At 67.4% G+C, this 25,535-nt stretch carries 22 protein-coding genes and 1 pseudogene; 13 read left to right on the forward strand and 10 right to left on the reverse strand.

Features of this window, described 5'->3' with window-relative positions; translation table 11 throughout:
* Positions 1-146 precede the first annotated feature (146 nt).
* A complete protein-coding gene (locus tag VMD50_RS16145; RefSeq protein WP_325428742.1) occupies positions 147-911 on the reverse strand; it encodes a sensor domain-containing protein in 765 nt (254 codons plus the stop codon).
* 396 nt (positions 912-1,307) lie between these two features.
* Here VMD50_RS16145 and VMD50_RS16150 point away from each other — a divergent pair, with 396 nt between their 5' ends.
* A complete protein-coding gene (locus VMD50_RS16150) occupies positions 1,308-2,720 on the forward strand; it encodes a PAS domain-containing sensor histidine kinase (RefSeq protein ID WP_325428743.1) in 1,413 nt (470 codons plus the stop codon).
* A gap of 22 nt (positions 2,721-2,742) precedes the next feature.
* On the opposite strand, the gene VMD50_RS16155 is transcribed toward VMD50_RS16150, so the two are convergent.
* The gene (locus VMD50_RS16155) at positions 2,743-3,660 is read right to left on the reverse strand and encodes a DMT family transporter (RefSeq protein WP_325428744.1); all 918 of its coding nucleotides are present in this window, start codon (positions 3,658-3,660) and stop codon (positions 2,743-2,745) included.
* Positions 3,661-3,803: 143 nt separating this feature from the next.
* Positions 3,804-4,673: an oxidoreductase gene (locus VMD50_RS16160; protein WP_325428745.1), complete on the reverse strand. Its 870-nt coding sequence runs from the start codon at positions 4,671-4,673 to the stop codon at positions 3,804-3,806.
* 241 nt (positions 4,674-4,914) lie between these two features.
* On the opposite strand from VMD50_RS16160, the gene VMD50_RS16165 reads away from it, so the two are divergent.
* Positions 4,915-5,910 (forward strand): diacylglycerol kinase family protein, encoded by a 996-nt coding sequence (locus VMD50_RS16165; protein ID WP_325428746.1) that lies wholly within the window; start codon positions 4,915-4,917, stop codon positions 5,908-5,910.
* Between the two features lie 10 nt (positions 5,911-5,920).
* On the opposite strand, the gene VMD50_RS16170 is transcribed toward VMD50_RS16165, so the two are convergent.
* Positions 5,921-6,214, reverse strand: a complete 294-nt coding sequence (locus tag VMD50_RS16170; protein ID WP_325428747.1) for a hypothetical protein — start codon at positions 6,212-6,214, stop codon at positions 5,921-5,923.
* Positions 6,215-6,774: 560 nt separating this feature from the next.
* Here VMD50_RS16170 and VMD50_RS16175 point away from each other — a divergent pair.
* Genes VMD50_RS16175 through VMD50_RS16195 form a run of 5 tightly spaced genes read left to right on the forward strand, consistent with a single transcriptional unit; the run spans position 6,775 to position 13,209 of the window.
* Complete coding sequence (locus VMD50_RS16175) at positions 6,775-10,014, forward strand: thioester reductase domain-containing protein (RefSeq protein ID WP_325428748.1); 3,240 nt, start codon at positions 6,775-6,777, stop codon at positions 10,012-10,014.
* Between the two features lie 25 nt (positions 10,015-10,039).
* Positions 10,040-10,948: a metal-dependent hydrolase gene (locus VMD50_RS16180; RefSeq protein WP_325428763.1), complete on the forward strand. Its 909-nt coding sequence runs from the start codon at positions 10,040-10,042 to the stop codon at positions 10,946-10,948.
* Positions 10,949-10,957: 9 nt separating this feature from the next.
* Positions 10,958-11,875: an alpha/beta fold hydrolase gene (locus VMD50_RS16185; protein WP_325428749.1), complete on the forward strand. Its 918-nt coding sequence runs from the start codon at positions 10,958-10,960 to the stop codon at positions 11,873-11,875.
* Positions 11,872-12,948 (forward strand): PDR/VanB family oxidoreductase, encoded by a 1,077-nt coding sequence (locus VMD50_RS16190; protein WP_325428750.1) that lies wholly within the window; start codon positions 11,872-11,874, stop codon positions 12,946-12,948. Before VMD50_RS16185 ends, VMD50_RS16190 begins: the two co-directional genes overlap by 4 nt.
* A 45-nt stretch (positions 12,949-12,993) precedes the next feature.
* Positions 12,994-13,209 carry a DUF3072 domain-containing protein gene (locus tag VMD50_RS16195; RefSeq protein WP_325428751.1) on the forward strand — a complete coding sequence of 72 codons (216 nt, stop codon included), beginning with the start codon at positions 12,994-12,996 and terminating at the stop codon, positions 13,207-13,209.
* Here VMD50_RS16195 and VMD50_RS16200 read toward each other — a convergent pair.
* Positions 13,206-14,213 (reverse strand): YihY/virulence factor BrkB family protein, encoded by a 1,008-nt coding sequence (locus VMD50_RS16200; protein WP_325428752.1) that lies wholly within the window; start codon positions 14,211-14,213, stop codon positions 13,206-13,208. The genes VMD50_RS16195 and VMD50_RS16200 overlap by 4 nt on opposite strands.
* An 862-nt stretch (positions 14,214-15,075) precedes the next feature.
* On the opposite strand from VMD50_RS16200, the gene VMD50_RS16210 reads away from it, so the two are divergent.
* Both VMD50_RS16210 and VMD50_RS16215 read left to right on the forward strand, forming a co-directional pair.
* Positions 15,076-16,008 (forward strand): class I SAM-dependent methyltransferase, encoded by a 933-nt coding sequence (locus VMD50_RS16210; RefSeq protein ID WP_325428753.1) that lies wholly within the window; start codon positions 15,076-15,078, stop codon positions 16,006-16,008.
* Positions 16,005-16,640, forward strand: coding sequence for a class I SAM-dependent methyltransferase (locus VMD50_RS16215; RefSeq protein ID WP_325428754.1), 636 nt, complete (start codon positions 16,005-16,007; stop codon positions 16,638-16,640). The genes VMD50_RS16210 and VMD50_RS16215 overlap by 4 nt, the downstream gene beginning before the upstream one ends.
* On the opposite strand, the gene VMD50_RS16220 is transcribed toward VMD50_RS16215, so the two are convergent.
* The 4 genes from VMD50_RS16220 to VMD50_RS16235 all read right to left on the reverse strand — a co-directional run bounded on the left by VMD50_RS16220 (position 16,637) and on the right by VMD50_RS16235 (position 20,330).
* Entirely contained in the window at positions 16,637-17,125 is a 489-nt protein-coding gene (locus VMD50_RS16220) for a hypothetical protein (protein WP_325428755.1), read from the reverse strand. The two genes, VMD50_RS16215 and VMD50_RS16220, sit on opposite strands and share 4 nt — an antisense overlap.
* A 1-nt stretch (position 17,126) precedes the next feature.
* A complete protein-coding gene (locus VMD50_RS16225; protein ID WP_325428756.1) occupies positions 17,127-17,447 on the reverse strand; it encodes a helix-turn-helix transcriptional regulator in 321 nt (106 codons plus the stop codon).
* 56 nt (positions 17,448-17,503) lie between these two features.
* Positions 17,504-17,791, reverse strand: coding sequence for a hypothetical protein (locus VMD50_RS16230; RefSeq protein ID WP_325428757.1), 288 nt, complete (start codon positions 17,789-17,791; stop codon positions 17,504-17,506).
* A gap of 154 nt (positions 17,792-17,945) precedes the next feature.
* Positions 17,946-20,330 carry an ATP-binding protein gene (locus VMD50_RS16235; RefSeq protein WP_325428758.1) on the reverse strand — a complete coding sequence of 795 codons (2,385 nt, stop codon included), beginning with the start codon at positions 20,328-20,330 and terminating at the stop codon, positions 17,946-17,948.
* A gap of 238 nt (positions 20,331-20,568) precedes the next feature.
* On the opposite strand from VMD50_RS16235, the gene VMD50_RS16240 reads away from it, so the two are divergent.
* Positions 20,569-21,489: a TIGR03619 family F420-dependent LLM class oxidoreductase gene (locus VMD50_RS16240; protein WP_325428759.1), complete on the forward strand. Its 921-nt coding sequence runs from the start codon at positions 20,569-20,571 to the stop codon at positions 21,487-21,489.
* Positions 21,490-21,554: 65 nt separating this feature from the next.
* Here the strand turns inward: VMD50_RS16240 and VMD50_RS16245 are convergent, their stop codons facing one another.
* A complete protein-coding gene (locus tag VMD50_RS16245; protein WP_325428760.1) occupies positions 21,555-22,169 on the reverse strand; it encodes a chitin-binding protein in 615 nt (204 codons plus the stop codon).
* Between the two features lie 209 nt (positions 22,170-22,378).
* Here VMD50_RS16245 and VMD50_RS16250 point away from each other — a divergent pair, with 209 nt between their 5' ends.
* From VMD50_RS16250 to VMD50_RS16260, 3 genes and pseudogenes are all read left to right on the forward strand, one after another.
* Positions 22,379-23,092, forward strand: a complete 714-nt coding sequence (locus VMD50_RS16250) for a VIT1/CCC1 transporter family protein (protein ID WP_325428761.1) — start codon at positions 22,379-22,381, stop codon at positions 23,090-23,092.
* 137 nt (positions 23,093-23,229) lie between these two features.
* Positions 23,230-24,022 (forward strand): annotated as a pseudogene (locus VMD50_RS16255) (acyl-CoA thioesterase domain-containing protein).
* Positions 24,019-25,535: AMP-binding protein (locus tag VMD50_RS16260; RefSeq protein ID WP_325428762.1), on the forward strand; the 1,517-nt coding region annotated here is incomplete at its 3' end. The pseudogene VMD50_RS16255 and the gene VMD50_RS16260, both read left to right, overlap by 4 nt.

Genomic DNA, 25,535 nt, shown 5'->3' on the forward strand with positions numbered 1-25,535 from the left:
CCCAGGCCGGCCAGAGCGTGCGCATGAAGCGTATTCGCGTCTCGTCCGGGTAGGTGGGATTTCGGCGAGTGCCCGACGCCTGGAACGCGCTCGACAGAGTCGCCGGTTGGATCCCGTTTTTGCGAATGCCGGCCTACGACCGCCGGTCAGACTTCAACCGCGGACGCGATCTTGCTGACGACATCGCCCGCCTGGTTGGCGGTGTCGAATCCACACCACAGCGCGTCGATGATGATGTTGTTGCGCACTCCCACGGCGCGTTGGCAGGCGAAGCCGTGGCCACCGTCGAGGGTCTGCACGAGGCTCAGCGTGCTGTCGGTCGCCACCAATTGGCCCAGGGTCCACTTGACCGGGTCGTCGCCGGGCTGGGTGACGGTCAGCGGACGGTTTGCGCAGGCGGACCACCGCGGTTTGGCCTGGCTGAAGAATCGCTGCGCCAGGTCGGCGTCACCGAACCTGACCACGGCCTGCAGTAGGGCGTGCTTGCGCTGCGCGGCCCGCGACCGGGCGTTATCGAGGAACTGGCCTTCCAACGCCACCCAGGTGCCGGCGCCGTAGACGGCGGCCTCGACCGGCGAATAGGCGTCGAGACAGTTGCGATCCGAAACCTGATCCTCGCTGTGCGACATTTCCACGATCGGTCTGCGCAACGCCATGTTCGTCGTTTGCCCGACGGCATCAACATCGCCGGCGCTCAACAGCAGGTGGTCCAGGCGCGTGTTGAGGACCCGCGGGGGCTGCCAATGCCCCAGGTTGGGCGCCGCCACCGGGCGTCCGGTGGCCGACACCGTGCACCCGGTCAGCAGCAGGCACATGGTCGTCGCCGCGAGGATGACGTAGCCCACGCCGGCCAGGATTCGGCGTGCGTCGATGCCGACGGGCTTGGCTGCGTTCGCTGAGGGTGCAGTCATCTCGGGTTCTCCTGTCCGGGCCATAACCGACACAACACCGCAACCGCCGCTGGTATTCGACGTGTCGTCCATGGGCCAGCTAATACCTTGAAGCTAACGCCCGGCAGCGGGTTTGGTGCGCAAGCACATTGTCGGCATGTCGTTGGGTGAAGCTTCGGTAGGCGTCTGTTCTCATAGGGGTTTCTAAGCCCGGCTACGACGCTAGGGTGAGCAAAACCGCTAGTGAAATGCCTTTAGCGAAACACCTATGTGTCGAAGGCATGAATTCCGCGGACGACTTTGTCGGAGGTTGGCCTGATTCGGTCACCGTCGAGATCCGTGGCGGGTGAGATCAAGCACGGCGCGCGGTAGCATCTGCGCTGGCGGGGCCCGGGGCAACGAGGGAAGGCGCGCCTGATGACAACGCCGAGCGCCGAGCGCTACCTGAGTGCGACGTTACTGAATAAGAGCCCGCGCGAACGTCTTTGCGACGTCGACGCGATGGTGGACGCCATCACCGACCACGCGATCATCCAACTGGACGTGGATGGGAACGTGGTCCGTTGGTGTCCGGGTGCGGAGGCGTTGCTGGGCTACTCGGCGACCGAGGTCCTCGACCGGCCGATGTCGATGTTCCACATCGAGGAGCAGCGCGCCGGCGGCCTGGCCGAACGCGAGCTGGCCGCCGCGCGGGAGTCGGGACGATACGAGTTCGAGGGCTGGCGGGTGCGCAAGTGCGGCGAGTTGTTCCGGGCCCGGGTGGTGTTGAGCCCGATTCACGATGAGACGGGCGCCGTCACGGGCTTCGCACTGGTCATTCGAGACGTGACCGCCGAGCATCGGCGAACTGAAACGATGTTCCATGATCTGCTGGAGGCGGCTCCGGACGCGATGATCATCGCGGCGGCGGATGGGCGCATCCTGCTCGCGAACGCCCAGACCGACGAGATGTTCGGCTATCGGCGCGAGGACTTGATCGGCATGGAGGTCGACATGCTGATCCCGCCCCGGCTGCGAGAAACCCATGGGCGTCACCGCGCCAAGTTCTTCGCGAGCCCGAAGGTGCGGCGGATGGGGGTGGGTCTGGAGCTACGGGGGCTGCGTCGCGACGGCACCGAATTCCCGATCGAGGTGAGCCTCAGCCCGCTGCGCACCGATCGGGGCGTGTTGGTGTCGGCAGCGATGCGTGACATCACCGACCGAGCGGCCATTCAGTCCGACTTGGCCGACGCCTATGCCGAGGCCGAGGTGTTCGCGGAACGCGACCGCATCGGCAGCGAATTGCAAGACCACGCAATCCAGCGGGTCTTCGCGGTCGGTCTCGCGCTACAGGCCACCATCCCGCGGGCCCGGTCGGCCGAGGTGCGGGAGCGTCTGGTGGCGGCGGTGGATGACCTGCACGGAGTGGTCCAAGACTTTCGCACGGCGATCTTCGGCCTGCGTACCAGGTCTGCCGATGTCACACGGGTGCGCCGGCGCCTCGACGAGTTGATCGGCGAAGTAGCGGGGGGTTTGGCTACCACCGTCCAGTACAAGGGACCGCTGTCGGTGCTCGGGGTCGAACTGGCCGAGCACGCCGAAGCCGTCGTCGGGGAAGCGATCAGCAATGCGGTGCGGCACGCCGAGGCCGCTAAACTCACCGTCGTCATCGATGTCGCCGACATGCTGTGCATCGAGGTGGTGGACGACGGAAAAGGCATGTGCGGCAACGTAACCGGGAGCGGACTGGTCGACTTGCGTCAACGCGCCGAAGCGGTCGGAGGCACCCTCACCGTCGCGGACGGCCCCCACGGCGGCACCCGGTTGCGATGGGCAGCTCCGTTGCCATAGACGTTGGCCACCGCATCGCCGCTCAGGCTTGCGACGCCGCCTTCGGCTGGTCGGCGATCTTCACGTCACGCCCGGCGCCGGCCGCCATGGTGGCGGCCTCGCCGCGAGCCAGGCCCACCGTCGCGACTATCACCGCCGCCGCCGCCACCGCCAGCACAAACCACTCGATGCCGCCGGCGCGCAAAGTCTCGCCGAGCACGGTGACTCCGAGCACCCCCGCCACAACCGGCTTCGCGGCGATGATCGTCGGCAGAGAGGCGGTCAGCGCGCCGGCGCGATAAGCCGACTGATGAAAGATCATGCCGGCCACGCCGGTGAAGACCCAGGCGTACAGCTCGGGTGTGTGCCACAACTGGCCGGGGCTATGTTCGATCACGTCGACAACGCCCTTCATCAGCACCGAGAACGCCGCCAGCAACGAACCCGCCACCACCGCCAGCAGCAATGCCGCGGCCGGACGGTTCGACCAGACCCGCGCGCCCAGCAAACACAACACCAGCGGCGGGCCCATTACGACGGCCACCACAAGCCACGCCTCCAGCGAGCCGCGTTCCTGGCCGCCCGCGGGCTGTCCGACCGCGATCACGATCGCCAACGCCACGGCCAGCAAGACCGCCCACAGCCACTCGCCGCGGGTGACGGGGTGGCGCGTCAACCGTGCGTAGATCGGCAGGGCGAACAGCAGCGCCGTCACCTGCAAAGACATCACCAACAACACCGAGCCCTTGTCGAGGGCCGCGGCAAGCAGGCAGTAACTGGAGATGTCGCCCACACCGCCCAGCCACCAGCGTTTGTCGCGCAACAACATGCCAAACAGCGTCAGGTGGCCGACTGGTTTGTCGGTGACCTCCTGCGCGGACCGCTGCCGGATCACGTTGCCGATCGCGGCCGCCAGCGCGGCCAGCAGGGCGAGAAGCGCCGCCATATCGGTCCTCGACATGGGCTGACCTCCTCGCTCACAGCCACTCGCGTCTCTTTGCGGCGGCGGGGTCGCGCTGTTAGCTGTCGTGCCTCAGCGACCGGCTATTCATCCAATCTAACCGCGACTCGCGGACCTGGCCCGTCGAGCCGTCGGCGCCGGCGTCACAGCGGAAATTTCGTACCGGTCAGCTGTTCGGACAGCTCCCACAGCGTGGCGGCGGTGGTTGCGCGCTTGGCCGGCCAATTCCGCCAGGTCGGTTGGGTGCGGCCATAGAGGCCGAACCGGGGACCGATGAACGTGTCGCCCGGCAGGTCCGCCGATACCGCGTACAACGTCTGCCGGGCGCCGAAATCCGCATCGGTGGACATGAGCCGGTCGGCGGCCAATACCGCCGCGTCGCCCATTTTGCGGCCGGAATTGCCCTGCAGGTTCGTGTGCGACCAGCCGGGATGGGCGGCCAGCGCGCGCAGTGAAGAACCGGCGGCATGCAAGCGCCGCTGCAGCTCGCTGGTGAACAAGAGGTTGGCCAGCTTCGATTGGCCGTAGGCCAGCCAGGCCGAATAGCGGCGGGACTGCCAGTTCAGGTCCTTGAGGCTGACGAAGCCGATGTGGTGCAGCAGCGAGGACACCGTCACGACGCGGTCGGTCAGCTTGGGCAGCAACAGGTTGGTCAGCGCGAAGTGACCGAGGTGGTTGGTGCCGATCTGACCCTCGAAGCCGTCGGCGGTGACCGCGTGTTTGGTGGCCATGATGCCGGCGTTGTTGACGAGGACGTCGACCTCCTCGGTGTCGTCGGCGAAGCGGCGCACCGACGTCAGGTCCTGCAGGTCGAGTTGGCGCACCTCGATGTCGCCGGTCATGCGCGCGGCCGCGGTTTGACCCTTTTCGGTGTTGCGCACCGCGAGGACGACGTGAGCGCCGACGCGGGCCAGCTCGCGGGCGGTCACCTCGCCCAGTCCGCCGTTGGCGCCGGTGACGATCGCGGTGCGGCCGGCGAACGAGGGCAGGTTTGCGGCGGTCCAACCAGGCATGGCAGCCACCCTAGCGTCGAAAAGGCGACCGTTTCCGACGGGAGCAAACCCGCTGCTCAACCGGCCAAAACGAGTATCCGGCGGTGCAACGCGAGCTCGCCCACTCCGGCGCCGCGGGTATCGTGCGGAAGATGACCAGCGGAATCCGATCCGGGCGCGCCGGTCGCTCGCCGAGTCCCTGGAGCCGTCGCCGCTTGCCGCGACGGCGATGGCAATTCGTCAGCCCGCGGGGGAACTCCGCATGTATCTAGGCGTCATCGTCAATCCGCTGGCGCGCAAGAATCGCGCCGCACCGGATCGTGCCGGCGACTTGCGCCGGATCGTGGGACCGTGGGGCGAGGTGCACGAAACCGCCTCGGTCGAGGACCTCCGCAGGACCGTGAAAGAGCTCAATCCCCGGACCACCCACCTCGTCGGCGACGGCGGCGACGGCGCGCTGCACTGGTTGGTCAACGAAATCGAGCAGTGCATCGCCGATCCGGACCGCTGGCCGACGTTCGTGCCCAGCAACGGGGGTAGCGTCAACGCCGTCGCGCGCAAGGCGCGCATCCGCGGTCGCGCCGATGCGATCATTCGCGCCTTGGCCGCCGCCGCGGAGGCGGACCGGCCCCCGCCCGAGATGCGCCTGGACACCCTCGAGCTCGACGGCGAGACCGAGGACGGCGCGGCCTTTCACCGCCTGTGCTTCGGGCTGGCCGCCGGCGGTGTCGGAAACCGCTTCTACGACAGGTATTACGACTCGCCCAACCATGACCGCTTGGCCGTTGCCCGGGTGATCGCCCGCTCGTTCGGCGACTACCTGACCTCCAAGGTCGCGCCCAGCCGGGTGAAGACGCCGAATTACGCGTCCGTCCTGTTCACGCCGACGCGCGCCCGGGTCGTGATCGACGGCGAGGAGGTGCCGACGCGGACACACCGCCTGCTGCACGCCGGCGCCATCGACCTCCGCATCGGCGGCCCGTTCCGGCTCTTCCCGAAGGCCGCCAAACCCGGTGCGCTGCATTTCCAAGCCGGGGAGGTAAGGCCCTCGAAGATCGTCGCGCAACTTCCCGCGGCGCTCACCAACGGAACGATGCGCGGCGAACGGATACGCGACGTCAATGGCCGGGAGATGATCATCGAGGCCGATGGCGAGCCGCTGTCGCCGATCATCGACGGCGAGCGTTTTCTCGGCATCACCCGGCTGGTGGCCCGCGCCGGGCCGCGCATCCGCGTCGCCCAGGTGGCCGGGCGGTAATCCGCGCCGATCAGCGCCGCGCCCGGATGATGCGCGTGATCTGGGCCGAGAGCTTGGGGTCGTTCAGCAGCTGGTCGACCAGCGTGGCGAGGACCTCTTGGCCGGTGACGCGGGCGACGCCGAGGCGGTCGGCGGCTTCCCGCTGCCAGATGTCGAGGGCCCGGTGCTGGGCCGGTGCGAGGTCGACCGTGCGGCGGGTTTTCGGGTTGCGTGTTCGTCCGACGGCGAAGGGTTCGGTCGGGGCCGCGGCGACCGCGGGAGTCAGCGCGGCGCCTGGGCGGTAGGTGGGGTCTGGAGCGCTCATCCTGGGCGACCTTCTCTGGGCAGCAGTAGGTCCGGTGATCAGTAAGTCATCTCAGTATATGCGTAGACTATGAGCCCCGCTCACCGGTGCAGCCTGTCTCTCTAGCGCAAAACAGTTTCTGCCATAAGCCGGGCTTGGATGCGCAATGCCGGACGCCACCGAGCGAAGTGTTTACGCGTCGCACTTTGGTCTCCGGAATAGCAATTCGAGTGGGGGGGTGCAGAATTCACGCCGGGCGGCGCAATCATTGGATAAGTAAAGCCGCAAATCCGTATCTCAGTATCTCCGGCGCATCGGTTTAAGCTGGCGATACGCCGCGTTAGTCGGTGCTGAGATACTGATCGCAGTATTTCCTAAATACTGTTGTGCCGTCCGCGGAAAATGGCGTGGTATGAGCTGAATCACGTTCTCACTGCACCGAGCCTGTGAAATTGATGTGCAGACCCAAAATGGCTTTGCTTGAGTTTGATTCGCCCTTACCGTGGAATTAATTCCGATGTAGGCACTTGTTTCTCTGATTCGACTCACAACCGGCCACCGAACCTGGAAGGGACTCCTCGATGCAGACGCTGATCGACTACTTGCGGATGTGGCAAGCGCGGCAACCGGACCAGACCCTCTTCCGGTTCGTCGACGGCGAGGCCCGGGAGCTCGAGCGTTACACCTACGCGAGTTTCGCCGAGCGGACGCGCGAGCTGGCGGCCTACCTGTCCGCGGAGGCCGGGCTCGGGCCGGGAGATCGGGCGCTGCTGGTCTACCCGCCTGGTCTGGAGATGGTGGCCGCGTTCTACGCGTGCGCGCGCCTCGGGGTGGTCGCCGTGCCGGTCAGCCCCCCGCTGCCCATGTCGTTCGAAGCCGGGCTGGCCAAGCTCAGCTTCATCGCGCGGGACTCGCAGGCCAAGGCCGTGCTGTCGACCAAACAACTCGAAGGCACCTTCCGCCAGCTGCTCGGCAACCGACAGGGCGGGCTGCCCTGGCCGGACGTCGAGCGGCTTCCCGAGCTGCCCTGGGTGGCGACGGACGGGACGCAAGGCTTTGGCGGCGCGCCCGTGGCCGACACCCCCGGCCGGGTGCTCTTCCTGCAGTACACGTCCGGTTCCACCAGCGATCCCAAGGGCGTGGTCGTGACACACGACAACGTGATCGCCAACGCCTCGGCGTTGACGGACAGCGAGGTGGCGGTCAGCTGGCTGCCGCAGCACCACGACATGGGCCTGATCTCCGCCTACCTGTTCATCTTGGTGCTTGGCGGGGCCACCCACGGCATGTCACCGGAGGACTTCCTCAAGCGACCCTCGTCCTGGCTGCGGCTCATCAGCGAGGTGCGCGCCACCCGCACGCCCGCGCCGAACTTCGCGCTGGAGTACTGCCTGCGCGAGGACAAGCTCCCAGCATCGGAGCTCGAGGGCATTGATCTGAGCAGCCTCGAGTCCATGCTCATCGGCGCAGAGCCCCTGCGGGCGAAGACCTTCGCCCGCTTCCGGGAGCGGTTCGCCCCCTGCGGACTGCGGCCCGACGCGCTGACCGGCGCTTACGGCCTGGCCGAGAACACCCTGATCGTGTCCCTGCACGGGCGCCAGACCCTGGCCGTCAACAAGCGGGCCCTGCAGCAGAATGTCGTGCGGGTCGAAAAGGCCGTGCCCGAGAACAACAACCAGACCCCGCTGGTGAGCAGCGGCAAGCCCGCCGCCGGGACCATCGTCCGCATCGTCGACCCCGAATCCCTGCGGGCGCTGGGCGAGGGCCGCGTCGGCGAGGTGTGGCTGGCCGGTCCGTCCAAGGGCGGCGGCTACTGGCACCGCCCGGACGTCAGCGCGGAGACGTTCGGGGCCCACATCAAGGGCGATGACGAGCACACCTATCTGCGAACGGGCGACCTCGGCTTCCTGTACGAGGGGGAACTGTTCGTCTGCGGCCGAACCAAGGACCTGATCATCGTCCGCGGCGTCAACTGCTACCCGTCGGACATCGAGGCCATCGTGGAGCGGTCGGCCGCGCAGGTCCGGCACGGCTGCGTCGCCGCCTTCTCGGTCGAGCGCGAGGACGAGGAGGCACTGGTCGTCGTCGCCGAGGTGCGCGACGGGCGCGACCTCCCGGACGCCAAGGCCCTGGCGCGTGCGATCCGCCGGCACGGACACATCGATCCGCACACCATCGTGTTCGTGCCGCCCCGCAGCATCCCCAAGACCACCTCGGGGAAGATCAGGCGCTCGGAGACCCGCCAGCTGTGGCTGGACGGCAAGCTGCCCGTGCTGGCGACCTGGGTCCACAAAACCCACACAGGGCCGGCCGCCGGCACGGGCCCCCTCGGCCGTTTCCGCCACCTCATCGAGAGCTACGACCTCACCGGGCACGAGGACTGCTCCTTCGCCGATCTCGGCATCGACTCGCTGGCCCTGGCGGAGCTGCGCGCCGACCTGCAGGCCACGCTGGAAGAGCATGGCGCCGGGGAGCTGGCCGAGGAGGTCAACACGCGCCTGCTGCAGCGCCTGACTGTCGCCGAATTCTTCCGGCTCATGCGGCAGTTCGGCGATCGGTCCGGGCAGCCGCTGGACGCCCTGCGGCAGGCGCTGGATCAGATCTCCGCCGAGTACGAGGCGCAGGAGACTGAGCAGATGCGCGCCGACGCGCGGCTGCCCCTGCCGGAGCTACCGCCGGCGCGATCGGGTCCGGCAAGCGACCTCCTGCTGACCGGCGCGACCGGGTTCCTGGGGCCGTTCCTGCTTAACAGCCTGATCGGGCAGACCTCCCAGACCATCCACGCGCTGGTCCGCGCCACGGACCCGGCGCACGGGCTGGACCGAATCGTCGCGTCGCTGCGCCGCGCACAGCTCTGGTCGCCGGCCCTGGAGGCCGAGGTGCGTGCGCGGGTGCGCGTGGTCTGCGGCGACCTGGCTGAGCCCCACCTGGGAGTCGGCGAGGCGGAGTTCGGGCGACTGGCCGAGAGCGTCGACGCCGTCGTTCACAACGGCGCCCTGGTCAACTACGTCCGGACGTATGACGCCTTGCGCCCCGCCAACGTGGAGGGCACGCGAGAGCTCTTGCGCCTGGCCATGACCGACCACCGCAAGACCTTCCACCTGGTCTCCAGCACCTTCATCTACGGCTGGAGCACCGAGCCGGTGGTCGGGGAGTGGGACGCGAACACAAGGATGAGCGGCCTGGACTTCGGCTATTCGCAGACCAAGTGGGTCGCCGAGCAGTTGGTGCTGGCGGCGCAGCGCAAGGGTCTCGATGTGCGCATCTATCGGCCGTCGCTGATCTCGCCCACCAGGGCGGGCTTCGGCAGCCAGGACGACATCCTGGTTCGCCTCACGGCATTCATGATCGAGCACGGACTGGCCGTCAACGCGCTCAACCAGATCAGCCTGCTGCCGGCGGACCTGATCGCCGATCACGTCGTCGCGCTGATGGGTCTGCAGCCCGAGGCGGGCACCGTGTTCAACATGACGGCGGATGACTACTACAACCTGACCGACATCACCCGGGTGTTGTCCGAACGCCACGGCTACCGCTTCGATTACCACAACATCCCCTCGTTCGTCGAGCAGCTGAACCGCCGGTGCACGCCGCGCGATCAGCTCTACCCGCTGGTCGACTTCCTCGTCCGCTCAGCGGACAAGATCGCCGCGATGCGGGACAAGCGCTACGACAACACCCAGTACCGGCACGCGCGCGCGCTGGCCAAGGTCCACCTGCGGGAGCAGGCCTTGACCGACACTGTCGATAATCTGGTCCGGTTCTTGCGGCGCGAGCGGTTGATCACCGAGGCTGAGGCGGAGGCGCAACGCAGTGCCTAACAACCCAGACGGCGGGGGGTCCACGGTGTTCACGGTCGATGACCAGGCGGCGGGTCCGCATGACGCTTCGCTCGACCACGAGCGGATCGTCCTGCAGGCGCGTGACGTCGACTTCGACTGGGCGAAGCTGCCGTTCTACTACGTGCCCAACGAGCCCTTCACCACCCACTTCTGCAACGTCCTGCACTTGCTGCTGCCGGCGGGCGAGGAGTTCATCGTCGACGCGTTCAAGAACACGTTGCCGCTGATCAAGGACGATCAGCTGCGCCTGGACGTGCAAGGCTTCATCAGCCAGGAGGCCATGCATTCCCAAGCGCATTCGGGCGTGCTCGGGCACTTCGCGGCCAAGGGCATCGACGTGACGCCGTTCACCGACCAGATGGCGTGGCTGTTCGGCAAGCTCATCGGCGACCGGCCCGGGTGGGGCCGGCGCCGACGGGAGAGTTGGTTGCTGGAGCGGGTGTCGATGGTTGCTGCGCTGGAGCATTACACCGCGATCCTGGGTGAGTGGATCCTCGATACCCCGCAACACGACGCCATGGGCACCGACCCGGTGATGCTGGACCTGCTGCGCTGGCATGGCGCGGAGGAAGTCGAACACAAGGCGGTCGCGTTCGACACCATGAAGCATCTGCGGGCGGGGTACTGGCGGCAGGTGCGCACCCAGCTGCTGGTGACCCCGTCGTTGCTGTGGTTGTTCATCCGCGGGGTGCGATTCATGTATTCGGTGGACCCGAACCTGCCGCCGGGGAGCAAACCGCGCTGGCGGGACTACTTCCGCGCGGCACGCCGGGGCCTGGTGCCCGGGCCGTTCGAATTTCTGGGCGTCATCGGCGCGTACTACCAGCCGAGTTTTCATCCGTCGAAGCTGGGCGGGGTGGGACGCGCGGTCGATTACCTGGCCAGATCACCCGCCGCGCGGGCGTCTTACTGAGGTCGCCGGATGACTCAGCTCACCACCGTGACCGCGTCGGACGGCGTGTCGCTGGCGGTGCACGCCCACACCGATGTCGACCCGCGGCGCCCGACGGTCCTGGCCATCCACGGCTACCCGGACAACCACCACGTGTGGGACGGCATCGCCGGGGAGCTGGGCGAGCGATACAACTTCGCCGCCTACGACGTGCGTGGCGTCGGTGAATCCTCCAGGCCGCCAAGCCGATCGGGGTATCGGTTTACCCAGCTGGTCGACGATATCGGCGCGGTGATCGACAGCCTGGGGGTGGGCGCGGTCCACCTCTTGGCCCACGACTGGGGCTCGATCCAGGCCTGGGCGGCGGTCACCGACGAGTCGGTGATGGGCAGAATCGCTTCGTTCACCTCGATCTCGGGGCCGCACCTGAACTATGCGGGCAGGTTTCTGCGGTCACCGCGCACGCCCCGCGCCGCGGCCGACGTCGTCAAACAGATTCTGGCCTCCGCGTATATCTGGTTTTTTCTGTGCCCGGTCGTGCCGGAGTTGGCGATCTGGTCCCGGGCGACCGTGAAAGTCTTTGGGGCCGTTGAACGCATCGGCCGGCCACGCGGCGCCGGTCCGCTGCGCGCCGCCCCGACCCGGTCGATCGACGATTATCTCAACGGTCTCAACCTGTACCGCGCCAACATGCCCGGGCCGATCCTGGCGCCGCCGGCGCAGCTGCCGGAGACACGAGTCCCGGTGCAGGTGCTGGTGGCCCGCAAGGACTACTTCGTGTCGCCCGCGCTGCAGCGGTTCACCGGTTCCATACCGCCCGACAGCAGGATCGTCCCGATCGAGGGCGGCCACTGGGTGGTGGCCTCCCATCCCGACGTCGTCGCCCGGCTCACCAGCCAGTGGGTCGACTCGATCACCGCACTCGACAGGCCTAGGAATTCGTTGTGACACACGCTATCTGGAGCTCCAGACCCGCCGACCTCTACGGTCGTCGCAGGCGCGACCGGCTTTACACGGCGTTGTGGGGCGTGGGCACGGTGTTCGGCGCCTTCGCGTCGGCCTCGCGGTGGACGCCCTCGCGGGTGTTGCCGGTGCGGCGCGCCAACACCGCGGTGGTCACCAAACGTGAGCTACTCACGCCCGACGTGGTGGCCTTGACGCTGTCCGATCCCGACGGCGGATTGCTACCGTCCTGGACACCGGGTGCGCACATCGACGTTCGGCTGCCCTCGGGTCGCCGCCGGCAGTATTCGCTGTGCGGTCCGCCCGGGCGGCGCACCGACTACCGCATCGCCGTGCGCCGGATCGCCGACGGCGGCGGTGGCTCGATCGAGATGCACGACACCTTCGCCGTCGGCGACACCCTCGCGTTCGAAGGGCCCCGCAACGCCTTCTATCTGGTGACGGACGAGCAGGACGTGTTGTTCGTCATCGGCGGCATCGGGGTGACGCCCATCCTGCCCATGATCCGGGTGGCTCAACAGCACGGAATCAATTGGCGCGCAATCTATGCGGGCCGAAGCCGCGACTACATGCCGCTGCTGGACGAGGTGCTGGCGGTGGACGCCGAGCGGGTCACCGTGTGGGCCGACCACGAGCGCGGCCGATTCCCCACCACCGACGAGCTGCAGGCCGGCGCGGGCCCGAAGACGGCCGTCTACGTGTGCGCGCCGACGGCCATGCTCGAGGCGGTCCGCAGGGCACGCGACGAACACGTCGACGCGCCACTGCATTACGAGCGGTTCAGCCCGCCGCCGGTCGTCGACGGCATCCCGTTCGAGCTGGAGCTCGCGCGCTCGCAGAAGGTGCTCAGCGTGCCGGCGAACCGGTCGGCGCTGGCCGTCATGCTCGACCGCGACCCGGCGACCGCGTATTCCTGCCAGCAAGGATTCTGCGGGACGTGCAAGGTCAAGGTGCTGGCCGGTGAGGTGGATCGCCTTGGCCGCACCGTCGAGGGCGATGAGGAGATGCTCGTCTGCGTCTCGCGCGCGAAACGCGGTCGCGTGGTGATCGACGCCTGACTCATGCATGTTTCGAACGGATGTGCGATGGTTATTCCCAGATGCATGGCTGACAACATGCAACAGGCACCGCGGGAAACCCCCGAGAAAGACCGGTCCGACTGGGTGACCGGTGACGAGCCGATGACCGGGCCGCAGCGCAGCTACCTACATACGCTGGCGCAGGAAGCCGGGCGCGACGTTCCCGGGGATATGACGAAAGCGCAAGCGTCCGAGCTGATCGATGCGCTGCAACAGCAAACGGGACGTGGCGCCGATTAGCCGGCGGGCCTGCTTCGGATCGTCGGCGTCCGCGGACCGGTGGCCTTGCGCGTGAAGTCACGGAACCTGACGCTGACGCGCTGAAAGCCCTTGACGCGCTCGGCTTTGGCCTTCTTGGTGTAGGTCTTGCGGTCGGCCTCTGTGAGCTCCGCATCCTCAATGAAGGGGGTGAGCAGGGCGCGCGGGTAAAGCCGCTCGACGAGGACGACGTTGATCTCGGCACACAGCACCAGCGTTGACGACACCAGGAAAAGGAAGGCCAGCAGCCCCAGCACCAGCGCGAAAACGCCATTGGTGGCGCTGGCCGTCTTCACCGTGTGCCCGACATAACCGGCGCCGAATCGCTGCGAGATCTGCCAAATCACCGCCGCCGCAAGCGCTCCGGGCCAAACCTGCCGGTAGGCGAGCGGTCGGGCGGTGGTCACCCGAAACGCCACTAGACAGATCAGTCCGTTGATCGCGACGGCGGCAAGGGTGACTCCGATCTTCCCGACGACACCCAGCGCACCGGTGGCCTGGCCGACCGCGGACAGGACGGTGGCCGTGATGGCGGCCGAGCCGAGCACCAACAGCAGCAGCAAGCTGCGCAGGCGTGATCGGATTGGATTGGGGCGCTTGTCCCGTGGCACGGCCCACACCGAGTCCATCGCGTTCTGCACCGCCTGACCGACGCCCAGACCGCCGTAGAGCGCCCCCGCGATGCCGACCACCACGGCCACGGTCCCGCCGCTGAGCGAATGGGGCTGATGCAATTGGCTTCCAATGACGGGGAATTGGCTCAATGTGCTGTGCAGCACCTGGTCTTGCAGGTCGGGTCGTCCGGCCAGGATCACCCCGAGGCCCGTGGTCAGCAGGAGCAGGAGCGGGAACAGCGACACGAACCCGTAATAGGTGATCAAGGCGGACAGGTAGCCGCCTTGATCATCGAGGTATTTGTAGATGACGGCGATCACCACGCCGACGGGGCGGTTTCGCCGCTGCAACCTGTCCAGCCAGCCGACCATCGGTGCTCACTTCATTTCTCAAAGCCGACACCCAATCGATGGGATGCCCCGGTCATACCCAGATTCGCGAATCGCCAACCCCACCGCCTCGATTCGCCGAGCCCAGCGCTGACCGCTGTTGGGCGCGCGTGCAACGTGCACCGATTGCCGACGGCTGCACGACCACATCGCCTCAGCCGATGGCCAAAGTCCTGTTCGTCATGACCCGCAAATAGTTCCTGGACGCTCACGGATAGGACCAGGCAGGCCTACCGCCGAACCTTCACCACCGCAAATTCATTAAAACGCCGGTCGATGCGCTCGCGCAGCGATTAAATCAGTACTGAGCGGGCATCGAGGCATAGGGCAGGAGGAGGACCGACATGACCGAGGCAATCGCAGCGAGTCCGAGCGAGATGAGACCGCGTGCATCGGGGCGTCGTCGAACACGTTGCGCGGTAGGGGCTTTCGCGCTCGCGCTGGCGGGATTGCCGGCGATCGTCATCGCGGAGCCGGCCGTCAGCCGAGGGGACGATCCGCCCCCTTGCGCCCCCGGCTGGGTGTGGAGCACCGACTTGAATCAATGCGTGTTCTGGCTTCCGACCGCAAACGGACCCGGCGGACCGGGAGGCCCCGGCGGCCCGGGTGGTCCCGGTGGGCCGGGTGGTCCCGGCGGACCGGGCGGACCCGGCCACCACTAATTCATGGGCGAGTGTGCGCCCCGGGCTTTCCGGGTGAGTCCTGGGCGGGAAAATCGCCGAAATTCCGCCCTGGCTTCATACGCAAAGCCGTCAGCGCACACCGATGCCCGGGAAGCCGCAGTTTCCAGCAGTCGTTAAACTGACTAAGTAAAGCTTGAATTCCGACACCGAAGAGTAGGCGCATGCCACGCACAGACGACGACACCTGGGATCTGTCCACCAGCGTGGGCGTGACGGCCACGATGGTCGCGGCGGCCCGGGCGATCGCCACCAAGGCCGACAACCCACTGATCGAGGATCCTTTCGCCGAACCGCTGGTGCGCGCCGTCGGCGTGGAGTTCTTCACGCGGTGGGTCAGCGGCGACCTCAGCGCCGCCGACGTCGACGACCATGAGTCGGGCTGGAAGCTCGAGCACATGCCCGACGCGATGGCCGCGCGCACCCGCTTCTTCGACTCGTTCTTCCAGGGCGCGATCGACGCCGGGATCCGGCAGGCCGTGATCCTGGCGTCGGGTCTCGACGCGCGTGCCTACCGGTTGGCGTGGCCGGCGGATCTGACCTTGTTCGAAATCGACCAGCCTCAGGTCATCGAGTTCAAGGCCACGACCCTGGCCGGGCTGGGTGCGGCCCCGGGGGCCGACTTGCGCACCGTCGCAATCGATTTGCGCCGTGATTGGCCGAAGGCCCTGCGGGAAGCGTGTTTCGACCCACACCGGCCCACCGCCTGGATCGCCGAGGGCCTGTTCGGCTACCTGCCGCCGGAAGCCCAGGACCGGCTGCTGGACAACATCACCGCGCTCAGCGCCGACGGCAGCCGGCTGGCCTGCGAGGCCGTCCCCGACCTGCCGGATCGGGACCGCGAGCGCGCGCGCGAGACGATGCGCAGGGCCGCCGTCAAGTGGCGTGAGCACGGCCTCGACCTGGAGTTCGCCGATCTGGGCTTCGAGGGCGAGCGCAACGACGTGGAGGTCTATCTGCAGGGTCTGGGATGGCGCACGGCCGGCACCCCGATGAGTCAGCTGCTGGCCGACAGCGGCCTTGCGGAGATCCCCCAGACCAACGACTCGGTGTCGGTGGCCGACACGATTTACTACACCTCCATACTGGGCGGATGACGGCAGCGCAACGCCGCGGGCTCAACGACGCGGTCACCCGGATGTGGAGCTTCCTCGCCCCGGCCTACGACCTCCCGTTCCTGCAGCAGTGGGTGTACCGCCCGCCGCACGACGAGGTGATCGCCCAGCTGCGCGCCCACAACGCCCGCAAGATCGCTGACATCGCCTGCGGCACCGGCATTCTCAGCGATCGAATCGAGCGCGAACTGCATCCCGACGAGATCTATGGCGTCGACATGTCCGACGGCATGCTCGCCCAGGCCCGCGCCAGGTCCGACCGGGTGCAGTGGTTGCGCGGCCCGGCCGAGCAGCTGCCCTTCGACGACGGGGCGCTCGACGCCGTCGTGACGACCTCGGCGTTTCATTTCTTCGACCAGCCGGCGGCCTTGCGGGAATTCCACCGCGTGCTGGCGCCCGGCGGGCTGGTGGCGGTCTCGGCTTTGAGCACCCGGCAAGCGTTGCTGCAGGCGCCCGCGACCAATCGGTGGAAACCGCAGCACAACGCGTCGCCCGCCGAGATGCGCAGTTTGTTCGAGGGCGCCGGGTTCACCGTCACCGATCAGCACCGCATTCCGCGACCGATCTGGACCCGGATCGTTTCCGACCTGGTCACCGTCGGCACCAAGAGTTAGTCCCGCCGTCGTGCAAGAATCTCCCGAAGGGTCGGTAACGTCCGCTGATCCTTCGGTCGGTTGGCTGCCTGCTTTGAGCGGATGACGTCCCTGAGCGAAGCGATGCGTACGGTCACGCCGTAGAGCTGGACGTCGGCCGCATCGCGGCGCAAGTCACGATATCCGCTTGTGCCAGAAGGCGTAAAGCTCACGTCGAGATCGCCGGCGTCCGTTGCGAGGTTCCACGTTTCAGCGGCGGCCAACGCTGCACCGTCACTGGCGAACGGCAGGCCGCTCGGCTCGGAGTCCGTGCGGATCCGCGCGTTGAGTTCACGCAGCGCGGCAGCGAGCCTGTCGAGGTTTCGCCGGCCCAATTCGGGGGTGATGTCGGCGTCCTCCGTCGGAAAAGGCGACCCGTGGTAGACCGCGGCGAGGCCGCCGATGAGAACGTAAGCGACCTTGTGCCGGTGCAGAATCTCGAGGATGCGGGGTAGGTCGAGTTCCATCTCAGTCCCGTCCGGCCTGCCGCAGTGCAGTGAGCTGCCGCGCCACCCGGGCATGCCGATCCATGCGCTCCTGGCCGCTTAGATCCGTAAGCCGAGTCGCCTGGGCCATGTCGCTGTCGTCGCGCGGCACGAGCATCAGCTCGAGTTCGAAGCCGCACAAGCGCACCAATCGACGGACGTCGTCGAGGCTGACGGCGGTGCGGCCGGACTCCCAGCGCGCGATCGCCGATTGCGTCGTACCGGCTCGGCTTGCCAACTGGGCCTGGGTGAGGCGTGCGCGCCGCCGGGCCTCGTGGATCAAATCGCCGCCGTAGGAGGCCATACCAAAATATAGCAGCTCTGCTATATTTTGGCTGCACATATATGCCGTTGGCACCTTCAGGCGGCCAGTCGGATCTCCGCTCGGGACGCGGCGGGCAAGCTGTGCCCGGCGCCCCCGGCGAACACCACGTGGTCGGCGCTGTAGCCGCGACCGAGCGGTGACACCGGGATCGCGCAGACCCGTGGGGCGTGCGCCCATTCGATGAAGTCCGCGGCGATCCATCCTGCGCCGCACAGCGCCAGTGCGATACCGAACTGAAGCGGTGAGCCCACGGCGAGCGCTAGCACGGCGCACGCGCCGGCCAGTGTGGCGATCGCGATTGCGTAAGCACGAACAGCGGTCATGCGAGGTCACTCCTGTGTAGTCGACAGCCCAAACCGTGACCTCAATGTTTCGTTACCGAAACACCGCAAACGAGGGCCACACAGCACCGCGTGGGCGTGGCCAAGGGCCCCGAAGCCGGGGCCATAAGTCCCAGAACCAGGTCCTGGGTCGGGCTCACTTGTCGGCGTGCCGTCTGACTGGTATGGGGATTGTCCAGGTCCACGCCGTCTCACCGGCGGCCGGTGTCGTGATGTCCAGTCGTGTTCCGCGCTCGATGAGCTGCCGGGGGAGCAGGTCCGCCCGGTCGGTGGGCCCGGCCGGACCGGCGCCGGCGCTGGACTTCTCGATCACCGTGACGACGAGGTCGTTGTCGTACCTGGCCTGTAGCTCGACCTCGTCGGCGGTCGCGTGCCGAAGAATTGCCGTAATCAGCGGGCGCACAGCGTCGTAGACGGCGCCGGTGATGGCGTTGTCGATGCTGTCGAGTGGGCCGGCGAAGGAGACCTGGAATCCTGCGTCCAGGGTTTCGGATGCCTCGCCGATCAATTCGGACATGCGCAGACGAAAGCTGGTGTTGTCGCCGGCCGGTATGTCGAGTTGGTTGATGGCGTTGCGAACCTCGTTCATGACGGCGTCGAGTTCGGTGACCGCCTCGCCGATGCGATTTGTGACGGCCGGGACTCGGGCCAACGGCAAGGCGCCGCTGAGTTTCAGGCTGATCGCGAACAGCCGCTGGATGACGGTGCGGTGCAATTCGAGCGCGATACGTTCGCGTTCGTTCGCGACTCGCACGGTCCGTAAGCGGGCTTCGGCGCGCCGCAGATTCACCAGGTTGTCCACGCGCACTTGCAGTTCGCCAAGCTGGAATGGCTTCGGCAGGTAATCGTTGGCGCCGGCCTCCAGCAATGCCAGCCGGTATCGATCGTCGGCGCGAGCGGTGAGTATCAGCACCGGTGTATTGGCGAGCACCGGATCGGTTCGCACCTCCGTCAGCAGCTGGTCCCCGCTGAGCTGCGGCATCATGACGTCGCACACGACCAGATCCGGTCGGTGCGAGCGCACCAGCTCCAAGCCGGACCGGCCGTCGAATGCCGGCTTGACCCGATATCGGTGCGATAATGCTTGGCACACAAAGGCATTGAGATCGGCATTGTCTTCGATCACGACGATGACAGGTTTGGAATCCGCGACGTCCGGCTCAGCCGGTGCGTTCGAGGCGCGGGTCAGTTCGGCGATCGCCCCGGCGGCACTGGCGCTGGCGGGGTCAGCGCCACGGGTATCGGCTTCGTGCACCGGCAGGCCCGCGGGTGCGGCGCGTGGGAGGTCCACGATCACCAGCGCTCCGCCTTCCGGGGCGTCGGTGATGGTCACACGACCGCGGTGCAATCCCGCCAGGTCTCGGACGATGCTCAGTCCCAAGCCGGTCCCGCCGACGGCGCGGGTGGGACCGCCCTCGACCTGCCGGAATCGGTCGAAGACGGCCGCTCGCTGTTCGAGCGGTATCCCGGGCCCACTGTCGGCGATCTCGATGATGACTCGATCGTCGGCGCCGGGCGAGACCGAGCAGCACACCGCGCCACCCGGCTGGGTGAATTTGAATGCGTTGGACAACAAATTCACCAGGATCTGTTGCAGGTGTTCGGGGTCGACTGCGGCGGTGACGGGTTCGTCCGAGTGGACGCTGAATTCGATGTCGCGGTCGACGGCAAGTGATTCGAAAAGGGATGCGCCGAGGCGAACATGCTCGGCGACATCGACCTGGGTGTAATTCGGTTGTACGGCACCGGCTTCCAGCCGGGCGGCGTCGAGCAGGTTGTTGACGTGGCGGAGCAACAACTGTGCGTTGCGCGCGATCAGTTCGAGATCGGCATGTCCGGGGTCGGGCGGCGCGGTCGCGGCGAGCAGCTTGCGGGCGGGCTCCAAGATCAGCATCAGCGGCGTGCGAAGTTCGTGGCTGACGTTGGCGAAAAACTGGCTCTTCAGATCGTCGAGTTCCTTGGCCCGGGTGTAGAGATCGGCCAACTCGGCGTTGGCTTCCTTGAGTTGTCGGCTTGCCCCGGCCACTTCGTGGGCGCGGGTGAAGACCTCCTGCTCCATCTGCCGGGTCTTGGCGCGCAGTGCGGCCGTCTCTTGCCGCTGGGCGACGTCGGCTGCCTGGAGACGCATGAACTCGGTGACGTCTTCCACGCGGTGGATGATGTAGCGCACGTTGCCGGCGGAGTCCAGGACCGGTGTGTTGGTGGGGCTCCAGAATCGTTCCTCGAAATCGCCGTCCGATCGCTGGACGTCGTAGCGCTGCACCGGCATCGAGTCGACGACTCGATCGCGCACGACGCGATCCAGCGACGCCCGCAGGTTTCGCACCCCCTCGGCGTCGGGATCGTGTGGGTTATCGGGGAAGACGTCGAAGATGCGGCGCCCCAGAATATGCGCCCGCTCGGTCAGTGTCGCTTGCACGTACGCATCGGTGACGGCCACGATGTGCAAGCCTGGATCGAGCACCAGGAGAAGGCCGGGAGCCGCCTCGAACAGCAGACGAAAGTCGACAGCCTCAATCAAGGGCGCACCTACCTTCTTGCACTGCGTCGAGGCCATTCTGCACCCAAGGCCATCGGATCCGTAAAAGCCCATCGATATGGTGCGTGGCGACGCCACTGAACAATGGCTTTTGTCGCTGGCGGCTTGTCCCGAAATGCCGGTTAGCAGGCGATCGGGACCGCTGGCTGGTGCCGAAGCGCCCCATCGTGAGAACGCTGCCTATTCTCACGGTGACGACCACTGCACGCCGGGAGCCCAAGTGAAGTTCGCCTTCCCACTACCGCACATGCTGCGTCTCAAGGCAATCACCCAACCGTGGGAAGCCGCCGTCACCGGCGCAGACCAAACCCGAATGGTCAAGCGCGCCGAGGCAATGGGCTACGACATGATCGCGATCCCCGAGCATTTCGTCATCCCCACCGACCACGTCGAATTGTCCGGTCCGCATTACCTCCAGTCGACGGTCGCACAGGCCTACATCGCGGGAGCCACCGAGACGATCCGGCTGAATTCGTGCGTCACGGTGCTGCCGCTGCAGCATCCGATCGTGCTCGCCAAGGCGCTGGCGACCGCCGACTGGATGAGCAGCGGGCGCATGATGGTCACCTTCGGTGTCGGTTGGCTGGAACGCGAATTCGACTTCCTCGGTGTGCCGTTCGGAGAACGCGGCCGCATCGCCGACGAGTACCTCGAGGCGATCATCGAACTGTGGACCAGCGAATCACCCCATTTCGAGGGCAAATACGTCTCCTTCCATGACATGGCGTTCGAGCCCAAACCCGTTCAGGAACCCCACCCTCCGGTTTGGGTCGGAGGCGACGCCGATGCCGCCCTCAAGCGCGCGGCGCGATTCGCCTCCGGCTGGTGGCCGTTTTTGACCCCGCCGGAAAAGATCGCCGAACGTGTCGAGTTCCTCAAGAGCCAGCCCGGCTATGACGGGCGGCCTTTCGAGGTCATGCATGGGCTGGGCACCAACCGTGTCGGTGAGGGGCATCGCGTCGTGAAGGATCCACGCGCACGTCCCGGGATGAGCGCCCAGGAGATCATCGATCGCCTGAATCGGCTCGCCGAACTTGGGGTGACCTTCAGCGCGGTGCCCGTCCCCGCCGTGCGCGGGATCGACGAATATCTCGACTACGCCGACTGGGTGATCGAGGAGATCAAGCCCAACGTGGCCTGACAGCGACGGATCCCGCGGATGCCCGCCCCGCCGACCGGTGGGGCGGGCATCGCATGGTTTGGTCTTTACAGCGGGATCCAGACCCCGAAGAACCAGAAGCCCCACTGGTTGAATCCGGGATCCCAGACGGGCGTCTCGTCGTAGCCGTAGTAGTTGATGGGGCCATACCCCCACGGCCCGCCGGGCGGCGGAAGCGGCCTATCCCACGCCGGCCGTGGCGGTGGGCCGTATCCCCAAGGGCCCGGCCCGTCTCCCCACGGGGCGCCGTGGAAGTAGCCGCGCTGGGGATCGCCACGCCATGGCCCGCCCGGGCCACCGGGACCGCCCGGCCCGCCGGGACCGCCGGGATGATCGGGCCCGCCGGGCCCGCCGGGATGATCGGGCCCGCCGGGGCCGCCGGGATGGTCTGGCGGGGGTCCGCCCGGTCCACCGGGGCCACCGGGACCGCCTTGGTGATCCGGTCCGCCCGGGCCACCGGGAGGTCCGCCAGGATTGTCGGGCCCACCCGGATCATTCGGTCCGGCCGGACGGTGATCGCCCGGCGCCGGGGCGCCGTGGTTACCGGGGGCCGGCGGCGGCGGTCCCGGAGCGGCGAACGCCGAACCGGCGCCCGCGCCCAACGCGGCGGCGCCAAGCGCGCCGGCGATGGTTCCCCCCGCGATGAATTGCTTTAATTTCATAGTCCTTCACCTGTCTATAAGTGAGTTCCTAGAACCCCCCAACAACCCACACGCTAGATAGCGCGTCTATGGATCCGCTGTGACGAGCCCATGCGCAACTTTTGGGCGGCTTCGTGGCGCCGAAGACGCCCGGTAAGGCAAGCCTGCGCTCGCTTTGGCTAGCCTATATTTGCTGGTAGGAACCGGTTTTGGTGTATATCGTGGCGGTCGTGTCGGCTACCTCCCATCCGGCCGAACCCCATGTGGGATCGGTCTCGTCGAAGCTGAATTGGCTGCGCGCCGGAGTGCTGGGCGCCAACGACGGCATCGTCTCGATCGCGGGCATTGTCGTGGGCGTCGCGGCGGCGACGACGGAACGCGGCCCGATCCTGACCGCCGGAATCGCCGGCCTGGCGGCCGGAGCTGTGTCGATGGCGCTGGGCGAATACGTCTCCGTCAGCACCCAGCGCGACACCGAACAGGCGCTGCTGACCAAGGAACTTCAGGAGTTGCGCGACGACCCGGCCGCGGAATTGGACGAGCTCGCCACGCTGTACGAAGGCAAGGGTTTGTCGGCGGCGACCGCGCGCACCGTGGCCGAGGAGCTCACCGACCACAATCCCTTCCTCGCCCATGCCGAGGTCGAGCTCGGTATCGACCCCGGTGAGCTGACCAATCCCTGGCAGGCTGCGCTGTCCTCGGCGCTGTCGTTCACGGTGGGTGCTTTGTTGCCGTTGATCGTGATCTTGGCATCCCCGGCGGCGTGGCGGATCCCGGCGACCGTCGTGGCCGTACTTCTGGCCCTGGTGCTCACCGGGGCGGTGTCGGCGGGATTGGGCGGTGCGCCGCCGGGCCGGGCGGTGCTCCGCAACGTCATCGGCGGCGGGCTCGCCCTGGCGATCACGTACGCGATCGGTCATGTGGTGGGCGCCGCGATCGCCTGACCGCCCCGGTCACCGTTGCCGGGCATCGGGACTGGAACGGGAACTGTAATATCTACCGTTGCCGTCCTTAACCCCGGAAGAGCCGTGCATTGACCGAGACGAAAACCGTGCCGGATGACGTCGATCCGGCCGCGCCGATGCCATACTTTCTGCGCGACGAAAACCGTTTCGTGCCAAACGAAATCGCGCGAGGCGGATGGGGTCCGTCGATCAGCGGCCACGTGGTGGGGGGTCTCCTGGGCTGGGCGGTCGAACGCGCCGTCGACGACCCGGGACTACAACCCGCGCGCCTGACCGTCGACCTTCCCGCGCCCACCGCGCTGGAACCGATCGAGGTGCAAACGCACGTGCACCACGACCGCCGGCGATTGCGGCTCGTCGAGGCCGTTCTCACCCAGTGCGGCGCCCCCGTCGCACGGGGGAGCGCGCTGTTTCTGCGGCGCGGCCCGCAGCCCGAGGGCGACGTGTGGTCACCGCTGGTCCAGATGCCGACTGCCCGTCGACGACGGCGCGCAACCGTCGCTGTTCATGCGAACCTACGGCTGGGGCACCGAAATTCAGAACCCCGACCCGGACTGGGCGGATCGCCGCGGCCCCAAATACACCTGGCTGCAAGAGACGCGCCCGCTCATCGACGGCGAACCGCTCGGCGCCTTCACCCGCGCGGCGATGGGCGCCGACATCACGGCGTCGCTCGCCAATTGGGGCACAAGCGGTTTGCAGTTCATCAACGTCGACTACACCCTCACGCTGACCCGGCTGCCGGACGGGCCATACATCGGTCTGGCCTCGCTCACCCATCACAGCCACGACGGCGTGGCCAGCGGCTCGGCCGTGCTGGTCGACCGAAAGGGCCCCATCGGCAGTGCCGTGTCCGTCGCGATCGCGCACTCGGGATTCCGCCCGATCTCCAAGCTGCCTGCCAAATGACGGCCGCGAGCGACGCCACCTACTGGGGGCTGATCGCCGAGGCGGCGCAGCGAGGGCCGGACCGGTTGCTGCTCGCCGACGACCATGGACGCACCCTCACCGCACGTCAGCTCCGCGACGCAGCGTGCGCGACGGCTGCGGCGTTCGCCGAGCGGGGGATCGGCGCGGGAACGGTCGTGTCGTGGCAGCTGCCGACCACGTTCGAAGCCACGGTCGTGATGGCGGCGCTGGCGCGCCTTGGCGCGGTGCAGAACCCGATCATCCCGATATTGCGTGAGCATGAGGTAGGCTTCATCACCGCGCAGCTGTCGTCGGAATTCCTTGTGGTGCCTGGGTTTTGGCACGGATTCGACTACGGTGAGCTGGCGCGGGCACTGTCTGCGGAGCGAGGGTTCGAGGTCATCACCGTCGATCTGGCCACGCCGCCGGCCGCCGGCGAGATTCGGCTGCCCCGCGCGGGCACCGATGGTCTCGCGCCGCCGCCGGGGCCCACGGGCGGCACTCGGTGGATCTACTACTCGTCGGGGACGACCGCGTCACCCAAAGGGATCCGGCACAGCGACGCGTCGGTGATGGCGCCCGCGGCGGGCTTGGTGGACAAGATCGGAATCACGAGTGGCGACGTGGATCCCGTCGCCTTTCCCATCGCCCATATCGGCGGCGCCGTGATGCTGGCCGCCGCCCTGTTGACCGGCATGCGGTTGGCGCTGTTCGAGGTGTTCGACCCGGCCACCACGCCGCTGTCCATCGCGGCGCACAACCCGACCTTCCTGGGCATGGCGACACCTTTCTTCCTGGCGTTCCTCGAGGCCCAGCGGGACCACGGGGACGAGCCCCTGTTCCCGTTCGTGCGGGGCGGCCTGGCGGGCGGCGCACCCATCACCGCCGAACTGGGGCATCAGGTGCGCGAAACCTTCGGAGTGCCCGGCATCGCCAACGCGTGGGGGCTCACCGAATTCCCGGTGGCCACCTCGCCGTCGCTGGCCGCCGCGCCGGAGGTCCTCGACCACACCGTCGGCGCGCCGGGGCCCGGCGTCAGCGTCCGGGTGGTCGACAACGGGGAAATGGAACTGCCCGCCGGGCAGGAGGGCGAGCTTCGGCTCAAGGGGCCCCAGTGCTTCCTGGGCTACGCCGACCCCACGCTCGACGCCGACGCGTTCGACGCGGACGGCTGGCTGCGCACCGGCGATCTCGGGGTGATCGACGCGAACGGCAACGTCCGCGTCACGGGCCGGATCAAGGATGCGATCATCCGCAACGCCGAGAATGTCTCGGCCCTCGAGGTGGAGAACGCGCTGGCCACCCATCCCGCGGTCGCTGACGTCGCGGTCATCGGAGTGCCCGACCGGCGCACCGGCGAGCGCGTGTGCGCCGTGGTGGTGCCCGCACCGGATGACGTTGTCTCGTTGGAATCCCTGGTGCGGCACTGCCGTTCGCAAGGGCTGAGCCGCTATAAACATCCCGAGCGCCTGGTGATCGTCGACGCGCTGCCGCGCAACCAATTCGGAAAGGT

Source organism: Mycobacterium sp., from assembly GCF_035506235.1.
In the GTDB taxonomy this organism is placed as follows: Bacteria; Actinomycetota; Actinomycetes; order Mycobacteriales; family Mycobacteriaceae; genus Mycobacterium.